Source organism: Curtobacterium sp. PhB128, assembly GCF_004340725.1.
Classification (GTDB): Bacteria; Actinomycetota; Actinomycetes; order Actinomycetales; family Microbacteriaceae; genus Curtobacterium.
The window spans coordinates 57,916-79,911 of the sequence record NZ_SLUR01000002.1 but is presented as its reverse complement, the minus strand read 5'-3'; the positions used below and the strand labels follow the sequence as shown (position 1 = coordinate 79,911).

The following is a 21,996-nucleotide window of genomic DNA, read 5'->3' as shown; positions in this document are numbered from 1 at the left end:
CGAGGGACAGAACGCGTCCCGAGCTTGAACTCGGAACCAGTGTAACTCGATCACCGTCGGGTCGCACGTCCCTCGGCCCCTGCTCTTCGTGTCCGCCGGCGCTGACACGGAAGGTGGTTCGGATGTCCTCCGACGACGAACCGCGTCGACGCCGTCAGGTGCCGTGGTTGGGGATCGCGACGTTGCTCGTGACCCTGGCCCGGTTCCTGCACGACGTGTGGCGCAAGGGTTGAGCCCAGGGTGTCCCGCGCTCTTGCCGGCGCGGGGCACCCGTCGGGAGCCGCCCGGTCGACGCGTGCCGGGCGAGAGCACCGAGGGGCACGAAGAGCAGCACGTTGAACAGGACCTGCGCGGACGCCGGGTCGACGGTACTGACCGCCAGGGCGGATGGAGCCGATGTCAACCGCTCGGAGGACCCGGGATCGATCCGTCGTCGCACGGGGTCGCGTCGCCCGGGGGACGATCCGCGGGCGCTCGGTGCGCAGGCTGATGGCATGTCCGAACGCAACCGTCCCACCGTCCGTCTCCTCGCCGCCGTTGTGGTCGCCGGCTCCGTCGCGGTGCTCGCGACCGGGTGCAGCTTCGTCCAGCAGCAGACGGGCGATGCCTGGTCCGTGACCTACGAGGTCAGCGTCGACCAGCCGAGCGGGGCCGCGCTCACCGACGTGCGCGTCGAGGGCGCGGAGAAGCGCGGCGACGCCCCGGAGGTGCACCGGCTCGGCACGCAGGAGACGGGCACGCAGGAGACGAGCACGCAGAAGACGGGTACCTGGGTGCACGAGTCGATCGTCCTCGCCGAGCAGCGCGCCTCGGTCCGGGCGACCCCGGCGCGGGGTGCGACGGCGACCTGCCGGATCCTGCTCGACGGCAAGCGCGAGATCGCCACGGAGACCGCTGCCGCGGGCGAGCCCGTGACGTGCTCGGTCGACACCCCGGCGTTCGACTGAGCGGATCAGCCCCTGACGGGCGTCGCGAGCACGAGCGGCTCGACCTCGGAGCCGAGCAACCGCCCGGCCGCCCGCAGTCCGGACAGCAGCGCGCCGTGCACGGTCGCCGGGTCGTCGCCCCACGTGGCCTCGCCGGCGAGTTGCACCCGGCCGGACGGCGCTCCGAGCAGGTCGTGGTCGTCCGGTGACGCCCCGACGTGCAGGTACGAGTAGGAGCCGCGTGCGAACGGGTCGTCGGCCCACCGGGTGATGCGGAACGCCTCCGGTTCGGGGACCGACGGGCCGAACATCCGCCGCAGGCCGCCGATGCCCTCTTCCACGATCATGGCGTCCGGCAGGGTCTCGAGGCGTCGGGCCCCGGTCCCTCCGACCAGGGCGGCCAGCACGGGCGCTCCGGTCACGCGGGACATGTCGTACCAGGAGTGCCAGTCGACACCGGCCGACCCCTGCTGGCGGACCACCCACGACTCGCCCCAGAACCGCTCCGGGAACCGCAGGAACACCTTGTCGTAGACGCCCATCCCGAGCCGGCTCATCGCACCGGTGACCGCCTCGGCGAGCGGTGGGTCGAACGTCACGTCGCCGGCCTGCAGCACCCCGAGCGGGACGGTCACGACGACGTCGTCCGCCGTGACCGACGACCCGTCGGCGAGTCCGACCACGACACCCGTCGCGGACTGCGTCACCGACCGCACGACCGCGGACAGTCGGACGTCGAGCCCCTCGGCCAGGGCGGCGGCGTACTGCGCGTAGCCGCCGGGGAACACCACCTCGTCGCCGGGGACGTGTTCCTCTTCGAGGCCGCGGGCATCGAGGACGGTCACGGGTGCGCCGCAGAGGTCCTCGGAGCGGTGGGCCATGTACTCGCGGACCCGCGCGGCCCGGTCGCCCTGCCACTGCAGGGACCGCAGCACGGTGTCGACGGCGGCCGCGTACGTCGAGGGCGGTGGAGCGTGTGCGACGACGGTGTCCAGGGCGGCGTCGACGGTGTGCAGGTCCGCGACGAACGCCGAGGCCGAGGCCTCGGACAGCGGTGCGCCGGAGGGGCCGTGCCACGCGATCGGCCGGCCGTCGAACTGGAAGCTCCCGACGGTGAACTCCACGGTCTCGATGCCGAAGCGGGGCGCCAGGGCCCAGAGCGGGTTGCCGTCGACACCGTGGATCCACGAGGCGCCGAGGTCGACGGGCACGCCGAGCGCGGTGTCGGTCCAGGTGCGGCCGCCGATCCGGTCGCGGGCCTCGAGCACGACGACCCGCTGGCCGTCGAGTGCGAGCGCCCGGGCAGCGGCGAGCCCGGCGACCCCGGCTCCCACGACGACGACGTCGGCATCGAGTGCAGCCATCAGTGGCCTCCTGTCAGGGGTGCCATCAGCCGCGCCGCCAGGCTCGGCCGTCCGGTCAGGGCTTCTTCGCGGTCGGCCAGGTCGGTCGCCACGAGCCCGGCGTTCGCCCCGAGGAACCGGAGCGGCTCGGGCTCCCAGTCGGGCGAGCGGTGGTTCACCCACGGCAGCGCGGTGAGCGGCGACGCGACCCCGCGCACGAGGTCGGCGAGCGTCCGCCCGGCCAGGTTCGTCGTGGAGAGTCCGTCACCGACGTAGCCGCCGGCGGTGCCGACGTGCCCGTCCCAGGTGACGGACGCGCACCAGTCGCGCGGCACCCCGAGCGGGCCGCCCCACGTGTGGGTGATCGGGGCGTCGGCGACGGCGGGGAACAACTCCACCAGGGACTTCCGCAGGTGCTCGAAGACGCGTGGCACTCGGTCGTAGCCGGGGGTGATCGCGGACCCCCAGTGGTAGCGGGCTCCGCGTCCGCCGAACGCCAGTCGGTCGTCCGCCGTGCGCTGCCCGTACACGAGCAGGTGCCGGTAGTCGGAGAACGTCTGCCCGTGCTCCAGGCCGATGCGGTCCCACACCGCCCCGGGCAGCGGAGCGGTCGCGATCATGAGCGAGTAGAGCGGCAGGATCCGCCGCTTCGTCTGTTCGAGCTCTGCGCCGTACCCCTCGACCGCGATGACGACCGCGCCGGCCGTGACGGTCCCCCGCGACGTGACCACACGCCCGTGGTCCCACGACGAGGCGGGCGTGTGCTCCGCGATCCGGACGCCCCGGGCCTCCAGGGCGGCCGCCAGGCCACGCACCAGTGCGGCGGGCTGCACCCGCGCGCAGTCCGGGGTCCACGCGACCCCCGCCGATCCGGCGGCGTCGCCGGGCCGGGCCGCGCGCCACGTCATGGCGTCGCCCCACTCGGCCGACGAGGCGACCTCGTCGTGCGCCGCGCGTTCCTGCACGGCGGACCGTGCGTAGAGGACGGTGCCGCCCTTCACGTAGTCGCAGTCGACCCCGGCCTCGGACGCTGCGCGGCCGACCTCGTCGACGGTGTCGCGCATCGCTGCGCGCAGCGCGAGTGCGGCGTCGCGGCCGTGCTCGCGCGCGACGGACTCGGCGGATCGCGGGAACAGCGCCGAGCACCAGCCCCCGTTGCGACCGGAGGCGCCGAACCCGGCGATCTCGCGTTCCAGGACGACGATCTGGAGGCCCGGGTCGGCCTGGTGCAGGTACCAGGCGGTCCAGAGACCCGTCAGTCCACCGCCGACGATCGCGACGTCCGCGGTCGTGTCGCCGTCGAGCGGCGGCCGGGGCGCCAGGTCGTCGCGTCCGGTGGACGCGAGCTGGTCGAGCCAGAACGAGACGCCCCGGTAGCCGCTCACGGTCAGATCTTCGACGAGGCCTCGGACAGGACGCTCCGCAGGATCGAGGTGATCTCGCGGAACTCCGGCTGCCCGATGGTCAGCGGCGGAGCGAGCTGCACGACCGGGTCGCCGCGGTCGTCCGCCCGGCAGTACAGCCCGGCGTCGAACAGCGCCTTCGACAGGAACCCGCGCAGCAGCCGCTCGGACTCGTCGTCGTCGAAGGTCGTCTTGGTGGCCTTGTCCTTGACGAGCTCGATGCCGTAGAAGTAGCCGTCACCGCGGACGTCCCCGACGATCGGCAGGTCCTTCAAGGTGTCGAGCTCGGCCTTGAACAGCGGGGCGTTCTGTCGCACGTTCGCGAGCAGGCCCTCTTCCTCGAAGATGTCGAGGTTCTCCATCGCGACGGCGGCCGACACCGGGTGCCCGCCGAACGTGTACCCGTGGTAGAAGGTCGTGTCGCCCTTGGAGAACGGCTCGAAGAGCTTGTCGCTGATGATGGTCGCGCCGATGGGCGAGTAGCCCGAGGTCATCGCCTTCGCGCACGTGATCATGTCCGGCACGAAGTCGTAGGTGTCGCAGGCGAACATGGTGCCGATCCGGCCGAAGGCGCAGATCACCTCGTCCGAGACGAGCAGGACGTCGTACTCGTCGCAGATCTCGCGCACCCGCTGGAAGTACCCGGGCGGCGGGGTGAAGCAGCCGCCGGAGTTCTGCACCGGCTCGAGGAACACCGCCGCGACGGTGTCGGGGCCCTCGAACTCGATCATCTCGCGGATGCGTTCGGCCGCCCAGAAGCCGAACTGCTCCTCGGTGCCGCCCGGGAAGCCCATCTCCTCGGCACGGTAGTAGTTCGTGTTCGGCACCCGGAAGCCACCGGGCGTCAGGGGCTCGAACATCTGCTTCATCGCCGGGATGCCGGTGATCGCCAGGGCACCCTGCGGGGTGCCGTGGTAGGCGACCGCGCGCGAGATGACCTTGTGCTTCATGGGCTTGCCCTGGAGCTTCCAGTAGTACTTCGCGAGCTTGAAGGCGGTCTCCACCGCCTCGCCGCCGCCCGTCGAGTAGAAGACCTTGTTGAGGTCACCGGGGGCGTGCTCGGCCAGGCGGTCGGCGAGCTCGATGGCCGCCGGGTGCGCGTAGGACCAGATCGGGAAGAAGCTCAGCGTCTCCGCCTGCTTCGCGGCCATCTCGGCCAGGCGCTTCCGCCCGTGGCCGGCGGCGACGACGAACAGGCCGGAGAGCCCGTCGATGTAGCCCTTGCCGTGGCTGTCGTAGACGTGGTGGCCCTCGCCGCGCACCATGATCGGCACGTCGGCACCGGCCTGGTTCGCACCGTGCCGGGCGAAGTGCATCCACAGGTGGTCCCGGGACTTCCGCTGCAGGTCGGCGTCGTCGACCGGGGCGAACGGGTCGTAGGAGTGGAGCCGCGTGGGCTGTCCGGTCGTCTGGTCTGAGATGGTCATCGCGTTCCCCAGTCGTAGAGCTGTTTGCGGAGTTGCAGGTAGACGAAGGTCTCGGTGCCGGCGACGCCCGGGATGGCCCGGATCGTGCCGTTGAGCAGTTCGATCAGGTCGTCGTCGTCCTCGCAGACGACCTCGACCATCAGGTCGAAGCTGCCGGCGGTCATGACGAGGTAGTCGACCGCCGGCAGCTGTTCGAGGGCATCGGCGACTGTTCGGGTGTCACCGCTGACCCGGATGCCGATCATCGCCTGCCGGTGGAAGCCGAGCTGCATCGGGTCGGTGACCGCGACGATCTGCATGACGCCGGTCTCGGTGAGCTTCTGGACGCGCTGCCGGACCGCCGCCTCGCTGAGACCGACGGCCTTGCCGATCTCGCCGTACGGACGGCGGCCGTCCGCCTGGAGTTGTTCGATGATCCGCTTCGAGGTGTCGTCGATCGGTCCCGGACGTCGTGGTGCTGCCGCCATGCCGGACAGCATGGCAGCGAGGCTCGGAGCGCGCAAGGGATTCCGTTGTGAACACCGTGTTTCGCGACGATTTCCGTTGTTACGGTTCTCCACAACCTCCGAATCCGTCTTCCGAACCGCCGGAATCCGTGTCAGGATCACCGCCATGCTGGACACGACGGAAACGGTGACCACGACGCACGAGGTGCGCAACTTCGTCGGTGGGTCGTTCGTCGAGTCGGGCGCGGACACCCGGTTCGACCTGGTCGACCCCACCACCGAGCAGGTCTACGGCACGTCCCCCGTGTCCACGGCCGCCGACGTCGACGCCGCGTTCACGAGCGCGAGCACCGCCTTCGCGACCTGGCGCCGCACGACCCCCGGCGAACGGCAGCTCGCGCTGTTCCGGATCGCCGACGCCATGGAGCAGCGGGCATCGGAGTTCGCCGACCTCGAGTCCCTCGACACCGGCAAGCCCCGGGCCACCCTGGTCGAGGACGAGATCCTGCTGTCCGTCGACCAGATCCGCTTCTTCGCCGGGGCCGCCCGCAACCTCGAGGGCCGCAGCGCCGGCGAGTACATGGCCGACCACACCTCGTTCGTCCGCCGCGAGCCCATCGGCGTCGTCGCCCAGGTCACCCCGTGGAACTACCCGCTCAACATGGCGGTGTGGAAGTTCGCCCCGGCGCTCGCCGCGGGGAACACCACCGTGCTCAAGCCGAGCGACACCACTCCGCTCTCCACCCTGCTGCTCGCCGAGGTCGCCGCCGAGTTCCTGCCGCCCGGCGTGCTCAACGTCGTCGTCGGCGACCGCACCACCGGCGCCGCGATGATCGACCACCCCACCCCGCAGCTCGTGTCCATCACCGGGTCCGTCCGCGCCGGCATGGAGGTCGCCCGCGCCGCCGCCGGCGACCTGAAGCGCACCCACCTCGAGCTCGGCGGCAAGGCCCCGGTGATCGTGTTCGACGACGCCGACATCCCGTCCGCCGTCGCCGGCATCGTCGCCGCGGGGTTCTTCAACGCCGGGCAGGACTGCACCGCCGCCACCCGGGTGCTCGTGCAGGACGGCATCCACGACGAGTTCGTGGCGGCCCTCGCCGAGGAAGCACGTGCGACCGCGACCACCGGCGCCGACACGGCCACCCCGTACTTCGGCCCGGTGAACAACGCGAACCAGCTCGCCCAGGTCCGGTCCTTCGTCGACACCCTCCCCGACCACGCCACGATCGAGCTCGGCGGCGGGCGGCAGGGCGACGTCGGCTACTTCCACCAGGCCACGATCGTGTCCGGCCTGCGCCAGACCGACCGCATCGTGCAGCAGGAGGTCTTCGGCCCCGTGCAGACCGTGCAGCGCTTCACGACCGAGGACGAAGCACTGCGCGCCGCGAACGACGTCGAGTACGGGCTCGCGAGCTCGGTGTGGACGACCGACCACTCGCGGGCGATGCGCTTCGCCCGCGACCTGGACTTCGGGTGCGTGTGGATCAACACCCACATCCCGATCGTCGCCGAGATGCCGCACGGCGGCTTCAAGCACTCCGGCTACGGCAAGGACCTGTCCCAGTACGGGTTCGACGACTACACCCGCATCAAGCACGTCATGTCCTACATCGGCTGACCCCGATCCTTCCGAAGCAGCAGGAGGCACCATGGCAATGACCGGCACGTTCGCCGAATCCGGAGCCGATCTCCGACTCGAGCAGATCACCAAGTCGTTCCCCGGGCACACCGCGGTCGACGCGCTGGACCTGACGGTGCCGGCCGGCTCGTTCTTCGCCCTGCTCGGCCCCTCGGGCTGCGGCAAGACCACGACCCTGCGACTGGTCGCCGGGCTCGAGGAGCCCACGAGCGGCACCATCACGATCGGCGGCGAGGACGTCACCGACACCAAGCCCTACCAGCGGCCCGTCAACACGGTGTTCCAGAACTACGCGCTGTTCCCGCACATGAGCGTGCTCGACAACGTCGCGTTCGGCCTGAAGCGGCGACGGATCCCGGACCCGATGACGAAGGCGCGCGAGGCCCTGCACCTGGTCGAGCTCGACGCCTCAGCCGACAAGCGCCCCGCCTCCCTGTCCGGCGGCATGCAGCAACGCGTCGCCCTGGCCCGCGCGATCGTCAACCGGCCGGCCCTGCTCCTGCTCGACGAGCCGCTCGGCGCGCTGGACCTGAAGCTCCGCCACCAGATGCAGCTCGAACTCAAGACGATCCAGGCCGAGGTCGGGCTCACCTTCCTGCACGTCACCCACGACCAGGAAGAAGCGATGACGATGGCCGACACGGTCGCCGTCATGAACGGCGGCCGGATCGAGCAGATGGGCAGCCCCCAGGACCTGTACGAGCTGCCCCGCACCGCGTTCGTCGCGAACTTCCTCGGCCAGTCGAACCTGCTCGAGGGCGAGGTCCGCGGCACGGACGGCCCGCTGCTCGTGGTCGCGACCCCGGCGGGCACCATCGCCGTCCCGGCCGACCGCGCCGTCCGGACCACGGGCAGCGTCGTCGTGGGGGTCCGCCCCGAGAAGCTCAAGATCCGCACCTCGGAGCCCACCCCCGAAGCCGGCCGCAACATCCTCGGCCCCGGCCGCGTGGTCGACGTCTCGTTCTCCGGGGTCAGCACCCAGTACCTGGTGGACGTCCCCGGCGCCGGCCGCGTCTCCGTCTTCGCGCAGAACTCGAAGGGCGGACCGCGGATCGCGACCGGCACCGAGGTCTGGCTCACGTGGGGCGTCGACCACGGTTTCGGCCTGGAGGCGCACCCCGCGTCCGACCAGACCGTCACCACCCACGCCGCCACGGGCCTCCAGTCCGCACCCGCCACGGCAGGATCGCTCGCGTGACCGGCGGGGGACCCGGCCCGGACCTGCTGCGCGGACTGACGTCCGCGCGCGTCAGCCGACGCGGCCTGCTGGCCGGCGGAGGAGCCGCCGCGCTCGCGGCGCTGCTCACGGGGTGCAGCATCAAGGGCTCAGCCGCCTCCGGCGCCGAGAACGCCGTCGACTGGACCGCGTTCTGGAAGGACGCCAAGGCGACGAAGCAGCTGAACTTCGCGAACTGGCCGCTCTACATCGACTCCGACCACGGCAAGTCCGAGTCGCTCGCGCTGTTCCAGAAGGCCACCGGCATCAGCGTCGACTACCAGGCGGTGATCCAGGACAACGCGACGTTCTACGCGACCGTCTCGCCGATCCTGCGGGCGCAGGGTGCCACCGGCTACGACCTGGTCGTGATGACCAACGGGTTCGAGCTGACCCAGATGATCAAGAACGGCTTCGTGTGCGAGCTCGACCACTCGCGGCTGCCGAACTTCGCGGCGAACGCGGGTGACTCGGTGAAGGACCCGACGTACGACCCCGGCAACAAGCACTCCGTCGTCTGGCAGACCGGGTTCACCGGGATCGCCTACAACCCGAAGTACATCGACCGCGAGATCACGTCGTTCCAGGACCTGCTCGACCCGGCGTTCGCGGGCCGCGTCGGGCTGATGAGCGACAACACCGAGCTCGGTTCCCTCGGGCTGCTCGCGAACGGCATCGCCCCGGAGACGTCGACCCCGGCGGACTGGCGGAAAGCGCAGGCGTGGTTGCGGAAACTGCGCCCGAGCGTGACCGGCTTCTACGACCAGAGCTACATCAACAAGCTCGAGAACGGCGACACCTGGATCACCCAGGCCTGGTCCGGCGACGTCTTCCAGGCGCAGCAGTCCGGGTTCGAGGACCTGAAGTTCGTCACGCCGGAGGAGGGCCAGATGATGTGGCACGACAACCTCATGATCCCCCGGCAGGCAGCGAACCCGGTGGCCGCCCTCGAGTGGATGGACTTCTACTACACGCCGAAGATCGCGGGCATCGTCGAGGACTGGGTCAACTACGTCTGCCCGGTCCCCAGCGCCGAGGCCTACGTCCGTGACGAGCTCGACGACGCGACGGTGGCGGACAGTCCGCTGGTGTTCCCGGACTCCGACGTGCTGGACCGGTCGCACGAGTTCCGGGTGTTCGAGAACTACGACGAGTACTCGGAGTGGAACGGCATCTTCAACGCGGTGGTGCAGTCGTGACCGCCGTCGGAGTCGCCGGCCCGGGTGCCGCACCGACACCGGGTGCTGGTCCGGCACCGGTCCGTCGGGGACGCCGTCGCAGCACGCCCTTCCTGCTCGCGCTGGTCGGGACCGCGTACCTCTGCGTGTTCTTCGTCATCCCGCTCGTGTCGGGGCTCATCGTCTCGCTCATGTCGGGCAACCCGGACGACGGGTACACCTTCACGTGGAACTGGGGGATCTACGGCTCCCTGTTCATCGACCCGCAGGTGCCCTACCTGACGTTCCTGCTCCGGTCCCTCTGGTACGGCGCCGCCGCAACGGTCGTGACCATCATCGTCGGGTACCCGGTGGCGTACTTCATCGCGTTCCGGGTGTCTCCGCGGTGGAAGAACCCGCTGCTCATGCTCGTGTTCGTGAGCTTCCTGGTGTCGTTCATCATCCGCACCGACATGTGGGCGTTCGTGCTCGCGTCGCAGGGTCCGGTCGTCACCTTCCTGCAGGCGATCGGCCTGGCCGGCAAGGACTTCCACATCCTCGGCACCGGCGGCGCGGTGATCTTCGGCGACGCCTACAACGACCTGGCGTTCATGGTGCTGCCGATCTACGCCGCGCTCGAACGCATCGACCCGCGACTCGGCGAGGCCGCCAACGACCTGTACGCCGGCAAGTTCCGGGCGTTCTGGCACACCACCCTGCCGCTGTCCCGCTCGGGCATCTTCGCCGGCGTCCTGCTCGTGTTCATCGACAGCGTCGGCGACCCGGTGAACTCGGCGCTGCTCGGCGGCACGAACACGTACACGATCGGCCAGGCGATCCAGGACGCGTACTCCGGCAACCAGCAGTACAACGTCGCCGCGGCACTGTCGACCGTGCTCATGGTCGTGCTCGGCATCATCCTGTTCATCTACGCCCGCGTCTCCGGCACCGACGACCTCGAGGACCTCGTATGACCGCCGTCGCACCGTCTCGTCCGTCCACCGCGACCACCTCGTCGCCCGTCGTCCACCGCCACGGCGTGAACCGTCGCGGGCCCTGGCTCGCGATCGTCTACTGGGTCACCATCGCGATCACACTCGTCCCGATCGTCTACATGATCGTGTACTCGTTCAACGACGCCCCGACGAACCGGCTGTCGTTCGCGTGGAACGGCTTCACGACGTACTGGTACGCGAACCTGGTCAACGTGTCCGGGCTCGGAGCCGCGTTCGTCACCTCGGTCGTCGTCGCGTTCCTGGCCGCGATCATCTCGGTCGCGATCGGGCTGCCGCTGGCCCTGGCGCTCGAGCGGTACCGGTTCCCCGGCCGCGGTGCTGTGAACGCCGTGGTGTTCGCGGACATCGCGGCGCCGTCCATCGTGGTCGGCTCGGCGTCGCTGTCGTTCTTCCTGTCCGTGGGGCTCGGCACCGGGTTCCTGACCGTGCTCATCACCCACGTGGCGTTCGACGTCGCGTACGTCGTGGTGGTGCTCCGCGCCCGGATCTCCGGCACGTCGCGGGTGCTCGAAGAGGCAGCGAGCGACCTCGGGGCGACGCCGCTCCAGGCCTTCCGGCTCGTGACGCTGCCGTTGCTCGCGCCGGGCATGCTCGCGGCCGGGCTGCTGGCGCTCGCGATGTCGATCGACGACTACGTCATCACCTCGTTCGTCGCCGGGCCCGCGGTGACGTTCCCGCTGTTCGTGTACGGCGCCGCGAAGGCCGGGATGCCGCCGCAGGTGCTGTGCTTCGGGACGCTCGTGTTCGCCGTGGGGCTGCTCGTGGCGCTGCTCAACGGCGCACTCAACCGTCGCTTGTCCCGCACGCGCGGGTAGGCGCCGGCCCGCACGGTGCGAGGTGCGTGGCCTGGTGCGGGGTTGACCGCTTGGTGCGCGCTTGTAGCCGGGCACGGTGCGTGGAACCTCGCACGGGGTGGCGAGGTGCGCACGGTGCGGACGGGAGGCGCGTGGCGGGCGGGCGTCGTGCCTCCCGACTGCGTGCGGTGCGTCCACAGCACGGTGCGGGGTGCGCGGGCTGGTGCGAGGTTGTGCGCATGGTGCGTGCTTGTAGCGGCGCACGGAGTGTGCAACCTCGCACGGGGTGGCGAGGTGCGCACGGTGCGGACGGGAGGCGCGTGGCGGGCTGGCGTCGTGCCTCCCGTCCGCACGTGCGGTGCGTCCACAGCACGGTGCGGTTTTCGCGGGCCGGTGCGCGATCGGCGCGGGTCGCACGGTGCGAGGTGCGTGAGCTGGTGCGAGGTTGCGCGCGTGGTGCGCGCTTGTAACCGGGCACGGAGCGTGCAACCTCGCACGGGGCGGCGACGGGCGCACGGTGCGGCCGGGAGGCGCAGCGCTCGTGACGCTCGATTGACGGGCGTGTTACGGACGCGAGTCAGGCGGTGCGCCGCGGTGCGCACCACAGCCGCTCCGCGTAGGTTCCAGCCATGAGTGCAGAGCTGACGCTCGGCGCCGAGGAAGAGCTGCACCTCATCGACCTCGAGTCCGGCCGACTTTCCGCGAAGGCCCCGCGCCTTCTGCCCAAGCTGCCCGCCGACCGCTTCGGCGCGGAACTGCAGCGCACGACCATCGAGACGAACACCCCCGTGGTGCGCACCCTCGACGACCTGCGGCGGGTGATCGTCGACCTGCGCCGGGAGCTCAGCGCCGCGATCGCACCGGCCGGGGTCACCATCGCGTCGGTGGGCACCGCGCCGCGGTCCGAGTACGCCGACTTCGAACTGACCAGCGGCGGGCGCTACGGCCGGATGCAGGAGCAGTACCGGATGCTCGTCGACGAGCAGCTCATCTGCGGCCTGCAGGTGCACGTCGGGGTGAGCGATCGCGACCTGGCGGTGCAGATCGCCCAACGGGTCGCGCCGGTGCTGCCGGTGCTGCTGGCCCTGAGCGCGTCGAGTCCGTTCTGGAACGGGCAGGACACCGGGTACTCGTCGTTCCGCAGCATCATCTGGCAGCGGTGGCCGTCGGCTGGCAGCTTCGGACGGGTGTCGAACGCGGCGGAGTACGACAAGGTGCTCGACGACCTGATCGCCTCGGGGGTGATCGCCGACAAGAAGATGGCGTACTTCGACGTGCGGCCGTCGTCGCACGCTCCGACGCTCGAACTCCGGGTCTGCGACGCCACCCCGATCGTCGACGACGCGGTGCTCATCGCCGGCCTGTTCCGGGCCGCGGTGCGGAAGGCCGAGATCGCCGTCGAGTCCGGCGCCGAGTGGCACCCACGCAGCGAACCCCTGCACCGTGCGGCGATGTGGCAGGCGGCGCGCACGGGGCTGAGCGGCGAACTGCTCGGCCTCGGCCAGCACCCGGACCGCCTGCCCGCAGAGGTCGCCGTCCGGCAACTGGTGTCCCGCCTGCGTCCGGAACTCGAGGAGCTCGGCGACTGGGGCACCGTCACGGACCTGCTCGAGGACACCCTGGCCCGCGGCAACTCCACCGATCGACAGCGCACCGCGTACGCCGAGCGCGGGGAGCTCGACGACGTCGTCGCCCTGGTGGTCGAGGACACCGCCGGCACGCCGTCCGGACGTGACGAGGACCCGGCGGTCGCGGTCCCCGGGTACCGCGTGCGCGCCGGCGACGAAGCGGTCGGCCCCGGTGCCCGCCCCCGTCCGGCGTTCCGCGACCTGGCGACGTACTTCACCGCCTGGGACGCCGACACGACGAACGAGCACTGCGCCGCACGCGACGCCTGGGCCCGCGAGCACGAGGTCGGCTTCGTCGTGGACGGCGGCGTGCAGGCGTTCGGGTGCGACCTGGTGCCGCGGACGATCAGCGCGTACGAGTGGTCGCAGCTGGAGCGTGGACTCGGGCAGCGCGCACGGGCGATCGAGCTGTTCCTGCGCGACGTGTACGGCGAGCGGCGGATCGTGGCCGACGGGGTCATGGACGAGCACCAGTTCGTCGGGGCGAACGGCTGGGACCCCGACGCATCGCGCCTGCCCGGTCACGCGGTGCGGGCACCCGTGCTCGGCTTCGACCTGGTGCGGAACGAGTTCGGCGGTTGGCGGGTGCTCGAGGACAACGTGCGCTCACCCTCGGGTGTGGCGTACGGCATCGCCCTCCGCGAGCTCATGGACGCCGTCGTGCCCGACGCGCCCCGTCCGGCGCTGTTGCGGGACCCGCACGGCGTGACCGACCGGCTGCGCGAGACCCTCCGCGCGAACGCGACCGCGGTGACCGGCAACCCGGACCCGGTGCTCGCACTCGTCAGCGACGGCCCCGCCGCCGGCGCGTGGTTCGAGCACCGCAGGCTGGCCGACGGAGCCGGGCTGCGCCTCCTGGCCGGATCCGACCTGGACGTCCGTGACGGACGCGTGGTCGACGCGACGACCGGCGACGTGCTCGACGGGCTGTACCTGCGGATCGACCGCGATGTGCGCGCACTGACCGCGGACCACGCGCCGGAGCTGGGCGCCCGCGTCCTCGACGTCGCCGAGGCCGGACACGTCCACCTGGCGAACGCTCCGGGCAACGCCCTGGTCGACGACAAGGCGATGTACGTCAACGTGCCGGACCTGATCTGGTACTACCTGGACGAGAAGCCGCTGCTCGAGTCGGTGCCGACGTACCGCACGAGCATCGAGGGCGAACGCCTGTCGGTCCTCGACCGGGTCGGCGAACTCGTGACGAAGCCGGTCGACGGTGAAGGCGGACGCGGGGTCCTGATCGGGCCGAGCGCGAGCGCTCCCGAGGTGGCCGAGCGACGGCGCGAGATCGCCGCGGACCCGGCCGGTTGGGTCGGGCAGGAAGTGGTGCAGCTGTCGTCGCACCCGACAATCGGACCGGCGGGCCTCGACCCACGGCACGTCGACCTGCGCGCGTTCGTCTACCTGACCGGCACCGGAATGGACGACGCGCACCTCGCCGACGTCGCCCTGACCCGGGTCGCACCCGAGGGCAGCATGGTCGTGAACTCGTCGCGCGGCGGCGGCGCCAAGGACACGTGGATCATCGGGACGACAGGGGAACGCTGATGTGTGGACTCGCGGGTGAGATCCGGTTCGACGGCACGGCCACGGACGTCGGAGCAGTGGCGCGGATGACCGGGTGCATGGTGCACCGCGGCCCCGACGGTGACGGGCTGTGGGCACGCGGACCGGTCGCGCTCGGGCACCGACGGCTGTCGATCGTCGACCTGTCCACCGCCGGCGCGCAGCCGATGGTGCTGCCCCGGGCCGGACTGACGATCGCGTACAACGGCATGGTCTACAACTACGCGCAGCTGCGTGACGAGCTGCGCGGCAGGGGGCACGAGTTCTTCTCGACGTCGGACACCGAGGTCATCGCCGTCGCCTACGCCGAGTGGGGCACGGCCTTCGTCGAGCACCTGATCGGCATGTTCGCCATCGCGATCTGGGAGCACGCCAGCGGCCGACTCGTCCTCGCGCGGGACCGGCTCGGCATCAAGCCGTTGTACGTGGCACAGGTCCGAGGCGGGCTCCGGTTCGCGAGCTCCCTGCCCGCGATCCTGGCCGGGGACGGCGGCACGAGCGGCACCGGCGCCAAGGAAGTCGACACGTCCATCGACCCCGTCGCCTTCGCGTCCTACATGAGCTTCCACTCGATCGTGCCGGCACCCCGCACGATCCTGTCCGGCGTCGGCAAGCTCCCGCCGGCCACCGTCCGGGTGATCGAGCGCGACGGTACGTCCCGCGACACCGTCTACTGGGAGCCGCGGTTCGAACGCGACCCCGCCAGGGCCGACTGGACCGACCAGGACTGGGAGCAGGCGTTCATCGGGTCGCTCCGCACCGCGGTCGAGCGCCGCATGGTGGCCGACGTCCCCGTCGGCGTGCTGCTGTCCGGCGGCATCGACTCCTCCCTGGTCGTCGGACTGCTCGCCGAGGCCGGGCAGCAGGACCTCGCCACGTTCAGCATCGGCTTCGAGGCCGCGGGCGGTGAATCCGGCGACGAGTTCGAGTACTCGGACCAGGTCGCGAAGCACTTCGGCACCGACCACCACCGCATCCACATCCCCTCGACGCGCCTGCTCGACGGCATCGACGGTGCGGTCGCCGCCATGAGCGAGCCGATGGTCAGCCACGACTGCGTCGCGTTCTACCTGCTGTCGCAGGAGGTCTCGCAGCACGTCAAGGTCGTGCAGTCCGGCCAGGGTGCCGACGAGGTGCTCGCCGGCTACGACTGGTACCCGCCGCTCGCCGACGTCCCCCGCGACCAGGCCGCCGAGGCCTACCGCTCCGTGTTCATGGACCGCAGGTGGCCGGCGCTGCAGGGGCTGCTCGGGGAGCGCTGGAAGAGCGACGACGACACCCCGTCGGCGTTCGTGGACGCTGCGTTCGCGGTTCCGGGCGCGGAGACGAGCGTCGATGCTGCGCTCCGCAGCGACACGATGACGATGCTCGTCGACGACCCGGTCAAGCGCGTCGACAACATGACGATGGCGTGGGGCCTCGAGGCCCGCGTGCCGTTCCTGGACCACGAGTTCGTCGAGCTCGCCGGCGCGATCCCGCCCGCGCTCAAGCTGTCGGACGGCGGCAAGGGCGTCATGAAGCGGGCGTCGCGCGGCATCGTCCCCGACAGCGTCATCGACCGCAGCAAGGGGTCGTTCCCAGTGCCCGCGATCCGGCAGCTCGAGGGCCCGTACCTGGAGCGGGTGCGCACGGCACTGCACGCGCCGGAAGCACGTGAGCGCGGCCTGTTCGACCCGGGTACGGTCGAGCGGATGCTCCAGGACCCGAACAGCACGCGAACCGAGATCGGCGCGAACGCGCTCTGGCAGCTCGGCCTGATCGAGATGTGGCTGCAGCAGCAGGGGGTGCGGTGAACGTGGGTTCCACCCGGACTGGAGGCTCGGCGAGCGTCGCGTCGTCGGCCGACGTCCGTCCCTCGGTCACGACCAGGGCCGCGGCCGACCTGGGTGAGCGGCTCGCCGCCGCCTGGGGGTCGTGGGGCCCCACCATGACCCGGAACGCCCGGCGCGTGGCGTTCGTGTCCGACCGGCACGGCACCCCCGAGGTGTTCGTGCAGGACGTCGTCGTCGACGGCGAACTGCCCGAACCGGTCCGGATCGCGCTGTCCGACGACCCGGTCATCCGGGTGTCGTGGTCGTCCGACGGGGAGTGGCTCGCCGTGGCCATCGCGACCGACGGCGGCGTGAAGCAGCAGGTCTGGGTGGTGCGGCCGGACGGCACCGACGCCGCGCAGATCGCCGGTTCGCGCTACCAGCACGCCGAACTCGGCCCGTGGAGCCGCAGTGGTCACCGGGTCGTCATCACGCTGCCCTCGACCGAGGCCGAGCAGCCGGCCCGTTCGTACCTGGTCGACCCGGTGTCCGGCGACCGCGACGACCTGGCCGTCGGCGAACTCATCCACATCCTCGACCTGTCGGTGGAGGAACGCCTCGTCGTGCTCAGTGACGGGCAGCGCGGCCAGGAGTTCGTCGTCGTGGTCGACCGCCTGACCGACGAGAGCCACGCCCTGTTCGCCGACGACCCCGACGGGTCCGCTGACATCGCGTTCCTGCGGCCCTCGCCCGCGAGCGAGACCAGCCCGCTCGTCGCCTACGTCGCCACCGAGGCCGGCCTGCCCCGCCGCGGACTCGTCGCCCAGCCCGTCGGACCGCACGGGTGGCGCGGCACACCCCGCCGGATCGCCGAACGGCCCGACGCCGAGCTCGAGTACCTCGACGCCGACGACGCCGGCCGCACGCTGCTGCTCGTCTGGAACGTCGACGGGCGCAGCGAACTCGACCTCATCAACACCCACGACGCCTCGCGCACCCCGGTGCCGGACCTGCCCGGGTACGTGGTCACCGACCCGGTGCTCAGCCGCGACGGCCGGAGCGTGCTGCTCGCCGTCGAGGGGCCCACCCGACCGCGGGAACTCTGGCGGCTCGACACGAACGCACTCACCTGGAACCGGGTCACCGACGTTCCCGCACTGCCGGACGTGCAGCTGGTCGAGCCGACGCTCGAGCGGTTCGCCGCGCGTGACGGACTGGAGCTGACCGGCTGGCTGTACCGGGCGGTGGAGCCGGCCACGTCATCGGCCGTCGGCGCTCGTGCTGCTGCTGCCGTGCCTCCCGGCCCGCACGCAGCGCTCGTCCACCTGCACGGCGGACCGGAGTCGCAGGAACGACCCACGTTCTCGCCACAGCACCAGGCGCTCGCCGCCGCCGGGGTGACCGTGTTCGCCCCGAACATCCGCGGTTCGTCCGGCTACGGGCACGAGTTCGTGCACGCCGACGACCTGGCGTTGCGGTGGAACGCGCTCGCCGACGTCGTGGACTGCGCACGGTTCCTGGTGTCGAACGGGTACGCCGACCGCTCCCGGGTGGCCGTCGAGGGACGCTCCTACGGCGGGTACGCGACCCTCGCGTCGTTGGCGTTCACGCCTGACGTGTTCGCGGCCGGAGTCGCGGTGTGCGGGATGAGCGACTTCGCGACGTTCTACCGGGACACCGAGCCGTGGATCGCCTCGGCGGCTGCGACGAAGTACGGACACCCCGTCGACGACGAAGCGCTGCTCGCGGCCCTGTCGCCGATGCGAGCGATCGACGACGTCTCGGCGCCGTTGCTCGTCGTGCACGGCGAGCTCGACACGAACGTGCCCATCGGTGAGGCGCACCAGGTGGTGGCGACGCTGCGGGAGCGGGCGCACGACGTCGAGTACCTGGAGCTCGCGGGCGAGGGGCACGAGTACCGACGGGCGTCGTCGCGGGCGTTGCTGGTGCGGCGGATGGTGGAGTTCGTGGCGGCGCGCTTGGCGTGAGGCGCTGGCGGGGTGCTCGCACCGCGCCGTCACCGGGTGCAACGATGCGCCGGCGGCGCTCGCCGCGGGCAGAGAATGGTGGGATGACGACGACTGCGCCGACCTCGACCGCGCTGCCCCGACCCGGAGAGGTCCTCGTGGCCTCGGCAGCGGAGGTCGAGCAGGTCGTCCAACGCGCCACGAACCACTACGCCTCCGGTGTCGTCGCTGACACCGCCGGGTGGGCGGACGGCGATCGTCGGCGGATCGAGGACCTCGGGTTCCGGGGTGGTGATGCCCGCGGCGAAGCGCTCCGGACCCTCGACCTGACCATCGCCGACGACGGCACGCCGACGCGGATGCTCGACGCGCCCGCGATGGCTGCGCTGAACAGCCACCACGCGCGGTTCGCCGAGCGGCGCGGCGAGGTCGTCCGGTACCAGACCGACGTGTCGGTGTGGACGGGGATCCCCGAGCAACCCACTGCGCAGGACTGGGAGGACGTCCGGGCGCTGCTCGGATCGGGCGGGATGCTCGGCGTCGGTGCGGCTGCCGTCCTGCCGTCGGGGTGGGGGCTCGTCGAGGGTGCCGGCGGTGTGCAGCTCACCGGCGAGGCGATCGAGGGTGCGCCGGACCCCGAGGCCGTCGTGCTGACGCCGGACGACGTGCCGGAGATGACCGCCCTGGTGGAGCGGACGAAGCCGGGGCCGTTCCTGCCGCGCACCATCGAGCTCGGCACGTACCTGGGCATCCGACGGGACGGACGGCTCGTCGCCATGGCGGGGGAGCGGTTGCACCCGCCGGGGTGGACCGAGATCAGCGCCGTGTGCACCGATGCGGAGTACCGAGGCCAGGGGTTCGGGCGGCGGCTGGTGCTCGCCGTCGCGCACGGGATCCGCGAGCGTGGGGAGACGCCGCTCATGCACGCGGCCGCCGGGAACACCGGGGCGATCGGGTTGTACCAGCACCTCGGGTTCCGGCTGCGGGATCGCGGGGCGCCGCGGTTCGTGCGGGTGCCGTGAGCGACCGCGCCATCGCTACGATCTGATACATGCCCAACTCTTCCGACGAGCGCTCCGGCCGCTCTCCCGGTGGGGTGATCGGTGCGATGTTCAACGTGGTCGTTTGTGGCGTCCTCGTCGTTGCACTGCCGATCATCGCGCTCACTTCGGGTCACGACCTGGTCCACATCGCGTTCGCGATCGTCGGCTTCGCGATCGCGGTCGGTCTCGAAGTGGTCTTCGTCCGGAACCTCCGTCAACAGCTCGCACGGCGGAGGGGCTGATGAACCCGCAGCTCTTCTTCGGGATCGGCGGAGCCATCGTCGGCCTGTGGGGTCTCACGATCGCCGTCTTCAACCAGTGGGCGCAGAAGCTGGGAGGTGACCGCCTTGCGAACGGACGACCGTTGACGCCGGGCTTCGTTCGGTTCATCGGCGTGGTCCTGGCGATCGGCGGGACGCTGTTCGTCATCCTGGCGATCACAGGGGTCCTGCCGGACCACGAATGAACCGCTTGGTCACTCGACGCGCGCGTTCCTGACCGTCAGAAGGCGGCGAGGGCGTCCCGGAGCATGTCGTGGCCCTGCGCCTCGAAGCCCTCGTCGCCGACGGCGTAGGCCCAGGTCGCGGTGCCGACGGCCTCGCGGAGTTGCAGCCAGCGCCAGCCGTCCGACTCGCGCGGATCGTCGCCGTAGCCGTCGAAGAACGCCGCTTCGAGGGCCGGATCGTCCTGCCAGTGCAGCACCGCGAGGCGGGTGAGGTCGAACGATGCCGGGCGCCAGCCGAAGCGGCCGAAGTCGATGACGCGGAGCCGTCCGTGGCAGTCGTCTTCGTCGTCGACGATCCAGTTGCGCGGGTGGAAGTCGCCGTGGGTCGGGACCAGGGGCTCGTCCGGGTGGTCGGTGGGGAGCATCTCGAGTGCCGCGCGGGTCCGGGCGGCGACGTCGGACGAGATCCGGTGCGGGGCATCGAGCGCGGCCAGCGCCTTCGCCTGTTCGCGCAGAAGGAACGTCGGGTCGTGCCGGGTGCCGTGGTCGTGCAGACGCCGGAGGACTGCGCCGGCCTGCCGGTGGACGTCAGGGGCGTGCTCGTCCGCAGTACCGAGCGCGAGGTGACCAGGGACGCGTTCGAGGACGAGGACACGGTGGTCTTCGTCGGCGGACACGAGGGCACCGGCGTCCCCGGCAGTGCACAGGGCGTCGGTCACGGTCCGGTGGGCCTCGAGTTCCCGGGGGAAGTGGGTGTTGTCCGGGCCCGACGCCTTCACGGTGTAGCTGACGGCGCCGTTGACGACGTGCAGGACCCTCGTGTCGAGGAGCCCCCACGAGTCGTCCGCCACGAGGACGGCATCGGGGAGCGTGCGGAGCACGAACGCGATCTGGTGGCCGTCGAGTCCGGTGTCGCCCCACTGCATGGCGGCACGCTACCCGGTCCGCTCTGCGCACCGCGGCCGTTCTGGGGGCTTGTCGGCCCTCCCGCGCCCCCGGACACTGATGCAGCCGTCCGCCACCGTGGTTCGGGTGCGGTGTGATCAAGGAGGGCGCAGTGCGCACGTCATCGAAGACCGCCGCCGCGGTCGCACTCGGGTTCGTCCTGACGGCGGTCATCGCCGCACCGGGGCTCGCCGAGGCGGCGAACTGCCGAGGCGACAGCATCTCGGTCCACGATCTCGATTCCGGGTGCCGCGTCGACTCCGGCGTGGTGGCGCTCGAGGACGGCCGGACCTTCGCAGTGCCCGCGGCCGGCACCACGCTCACTGCTGCCCCGGTCGCGGAAGGGGACACCGACCCCGGGGACGTGGTGATCGCGAACCGCGGTGCCGCGGGCATCGCCGTGCAGGTCGACGAGGTGTGGGGCGGATCGCCCGCCGCCGTCCGGCAGGAACGCGCAGCCCAGCAGCGCCGAACGCTCGGGGCGACGATCCGTGGCACTGTCTCGCACAGCGGCGCCACGACGTCCGCGAGCTGCGGGAGCAAGGCGTACGTGCTGACCGGCGCGCACTGGGAGTCGCCGATCCGGTGGCGGTACAACCCGACCGGGGCGAAGGTGTCGAAGGTCGCAGCGATCCAGAGCGGTGCCGAAGCGTGGACCGGCACGATCACGGCGTGCGGTCAGACGATCCAGTCGACGGCGGCGCAGGAGTACCTCGGCACCGCGACGCAGAAGCCCGCGGTCACCGCCGATGGTGGCTGCGGGAGCTCGAACCGGACGAGCGTCGTCGGGTGGGGCAAGCTGCCGTCGAAGACCCTCGCGCTCACGTGTATCTGGTCCTTCACGGATGGGGTCGCCTTCGAGACCGACCAGCGCTACTCCACAAGCCACCGGTGGGGATCGACCAGCACCTGCTCGGGCAACCGGTTCGACCTGCGCGGCATCGCGACGCACGAGTGGGGGCACTCGTACGGGCTCGGACACACGGCGCAGAAGTCCGGGCTCGTGATGAAGCCGTCGTCGACCGTGTGCGACACGGCGCAGCGGACGCTCGGGCTGGGGGATGTGCGGGGGATCACGGCAATGTACTGAGCGGTCCCTTCGTTCATTCAGGCGCGGGAAGGTTCCGGCCCTATCGGTGCGACGCTCGTCGTTTCGACCCCCACATGTGGGGGTGCGGTGGTGAGCGATGCTCCGTAACGTTCTGTGGAGTTGCACAGTGCAGCCATGGGGGCTGTGCGCTGGTGCGACGTGCTGAGGGGTTCTTTTCGCGTGTTCGC

Annotated in this window: 18 protein-coding genes; 13 read left to right on the top strand and 5 right to left on the bottom strand. The window is 71.2% G+C overall.

Going from position 1 to position 21,996, the window contains the following annotated elements:
* The first annotated feature begins 494 nt into the window (after nt 1-494).
* A complete protein-coding gene (locus EDF23_RS04380; protein ID WP_131877970.1) occupies nt 495-947 on the top strand; it encodes a hypothetical protein in 453 nt (150 codons plus the stop codon).
* Nucleotides 948-952: 5 nt separating this feature from the next.
* Here EDF23_RS04380 and EDF23_RS04375 read toward each other — a convergent pair whose 3' ends face one another.
* The 4 genes from EDF23_RS04375 to EDF23_RS04360 are packed head-to-tail and all read right to left on the bottom strand — an operon-like array spanning nt 953 to nt 5,566.
* Complete coding sequence (locus EDF23_RS04375) at nt 953-2,290, bottom strand: NAD(P)/FAD-dependent oxidoreductase (protein ID WP_131920769.1); 1,338 nt, start codon at nt 2,288-2,290, stop codon at nt 953-955.
* Nucleotides 2,290-3,654, bottom strand: coding sequence for an FAD-binding oxidoreductase (locus EDF23_RS04370; protein ID WP_131920767.1), 1,365 nt, complete (start codon nt 3,652-3,654; stop codon nt 2,290-2,292). Before EDF23_RS04370 ends, EDF23_RS04375 begins: the two co-directional genes overlap by 1 nt.
* A gap of 2 nt (nt 3,655-3,656) precedes the next feature.
* Nucleotides 3,657-5,099, bottom strand: coding sequence for an aspartate aminotransferase family protein (locus EDF23_RS04365; RefSeq protein WP_123292906.1), 1,443 nt, complete (start codon nt 5,097-5,099; stop codon nt 3,657-3,659).
* Nucleotides 5,096-5,566 (bottom strand): Lrp/AsnC family transcriptional regulator, encoded by a 471-nt coding sequence (locus EDF23_RS04360; RefSeq protein ID WP_027466949.1) that lies wholly within the window; start codon nt 5,564-5,566, stop codon nt 5,096-5,098. The genes EDF23_RS04365 and EDF23_RS04360 overlap by 4 nt, the downstream gene beginning before the upstream one ends.
* 145 nt (nt 5,567-5,711) lie before the next feature.
* On the opposite strand from EDF23_RS04360, the gene EDF23_RS04355 reads away from it, so the two are divergent.
* The 11 genes from EDF23_RS04355 (at nt 5,712) to EDF23_RS04305 (ending at nt 19,794) form a co-directional block, all read left to right on the top strand.
* The gene (locus EDF23_RS04355; RefSeq protein ID WP_131920765.1) at nt 5,712-7,166 is read left to right on the top strand and encodes a gamma-aminobutyraldehyde dehydrogenase; all 1,455 of its coding nucleotides are present in this window, start codon (nt 5,712-5,714) and stop codon (nt 7,164-7,166) included.
* A 31-nt stretch (nt 7,167-7,197) separates the two neighbouring features.
* Entirely contained in the window at nt 7,198-8,385 is a 1,188-nt protein-coding gene (locus tag EDF23_RS04350; RefSeq protein ID WP_131845037.1) for an ABC transporter ATP-binding protein, read from the top strand.
* On the top strand, nt 8,382-9,602 hold the full coding sequence (locus EDF23_RS04345) for a spermidine/putrescine ABC transporter substrate-binding protein (RefSeq protein WP_165918680.1): 1,221 nt from the start codon (nt 8,382-8,384) through the stop codon (nt 9,600-9,602). The genes EDF23_RS04350 and EDF23_RS04345 overlap by 4 nt, the downstream gene beginning before the upstream one ends.
* Complete coding sequence (locus EDF23_RS04340; RefSeq protein WP_123339295.1) at nt 9,599-10,534, top strand: ABC transporter permease; 936 nt, start codon at nt 9,599-9,601, stop codon at nt 10,532-10,534. Before EDF23_RS04345 ends, EDF23_RS04340 begins: the two co-directional genes overlap by 4 nt.
* Complete coding sequence (locus tag EDF23_RS04335; RefSeq protein ID WP_131920763.1) at nt 10,531-11,391, top strand: ABC transporter permease; 861 nt, start codon at nt 10,531-10,533, stop codon at nt 11,389-11,391. The genes EDF23_RS04340 and EDF23_RS04335 overlap by 4 nt, the downstream gene beginning before the upstream one ends.
* A gap of 608 nt (nt 11,392-11,999) precedes the next feature.
* The gene (locus EDF23_RS04330) at nt 12,000-14,549 is read left to right on the top strand and encodes a carboxylate--amine ligase/circularly permuted type 2 ATP-grasp protein (RefSeq protein WP_131920761.1); all 2,550 of its coding nucleotides are present in this window, start codon (nt 12,000-12,002) and stop codon (nt 14,547-14,549) included.
* Nucleotides 14,549-16,360, top strand: a complete 1,812-nt coding sequence (locus EDF23_RS04325; RefSeq protein WP_131920759.1) for an N-acetylglutaminylglutamine amidotransferase — start codon at nt 14,549-14,551, stop codon at nt 16,358-16,360. Before EDF23_RS04330 ends, EDF23_RS04325 begins: the two co-directional genes overlap by 1 nt.
* On the top strand, nt 16,357-18,306 hold the full coding sequence (locus tag EDF23_RS04320; RefSeq protein ID WP_131920757.1) for a prolyl oligopeptidase family serine peptidase: 1,950 nt from the start codon (nt 16,357-16,359) through the stop codon (nt 18,304-18,306). Before EDF23_RS04325 ends, EDF23_RS04320 begins: the two co-directional genes overlap by 4 nt.
* Before the next feature lie 83 nt (nt 18,307-18,389).
* The gene (locus tag EDF23_RS04315; protein ID WP_207895441.1) at nt 18,390-19,307 is read left to right on the top strand and encodes a GNAT family N-acetyltransferase; all 918 of its coding nucleotides are present in this window, start codon (nt 18,390-18,392) and stop codon (nt 19,305-19,307) included.
* Nucleotides 19,308-19,336: 29 nt separating this feature from the next.
* Complete coding sequence (locus tag EDF23_RS04310; RefSeq protein ID WP_131920756.1) at nt 19,337-19,570, top strand: hypothetical protein; 234 nt, start codon at nt 19,337-19,339, stop codon at nt 19,568-19,570.
* Entirely contained in the window at nt 19,570-19,794 is a 225-nt protein-coding gene (locus tag EDF23_RS04305; protein WP_131920754.1) for a hypothetical protein, read from the top strand. The genes EDF23_RS04310 and EDF23_RS04305 overlap by 1 nt, the downstream gene beginning before the upstream one ends.
* Before the next feature lie 35 nt (nt 19,795-19,829).
* Here the strand turns inward: EDF23_RS04305 and EDF23_RS04300 are convergent, their stop codons facing one another.
* Nucleotides 19,830-20,699, bottom strand: coding sequence for an aminoglycoside phosphotransferase family protein (locus EDF23_RS04300; protein ID WP_131920752.1), 870 nt, complete (start codon nt 20,697-20,699; stop codon nt 19,830-19,832).
* A gap of 131 nt (nt 20,700-20,830) precedes the next feature.
* On the opposite strand from EDF23_RS04300, the gene EDF23_RS04295 reads away from it, so the two are divergent.
* Nucleotides 20,831-21,808, top strand: coding sequence for a matrixin family metalloprotease (locus tag EDF23_RS04295; RefSeq protein WP_131920750.1), 978 nt, complete (start codon nt 20,831-20,833; stop codon nt 21,806-21,808).
* Nucleotides 21,809-21,996 lie beyond the last annotated feature (188 nt).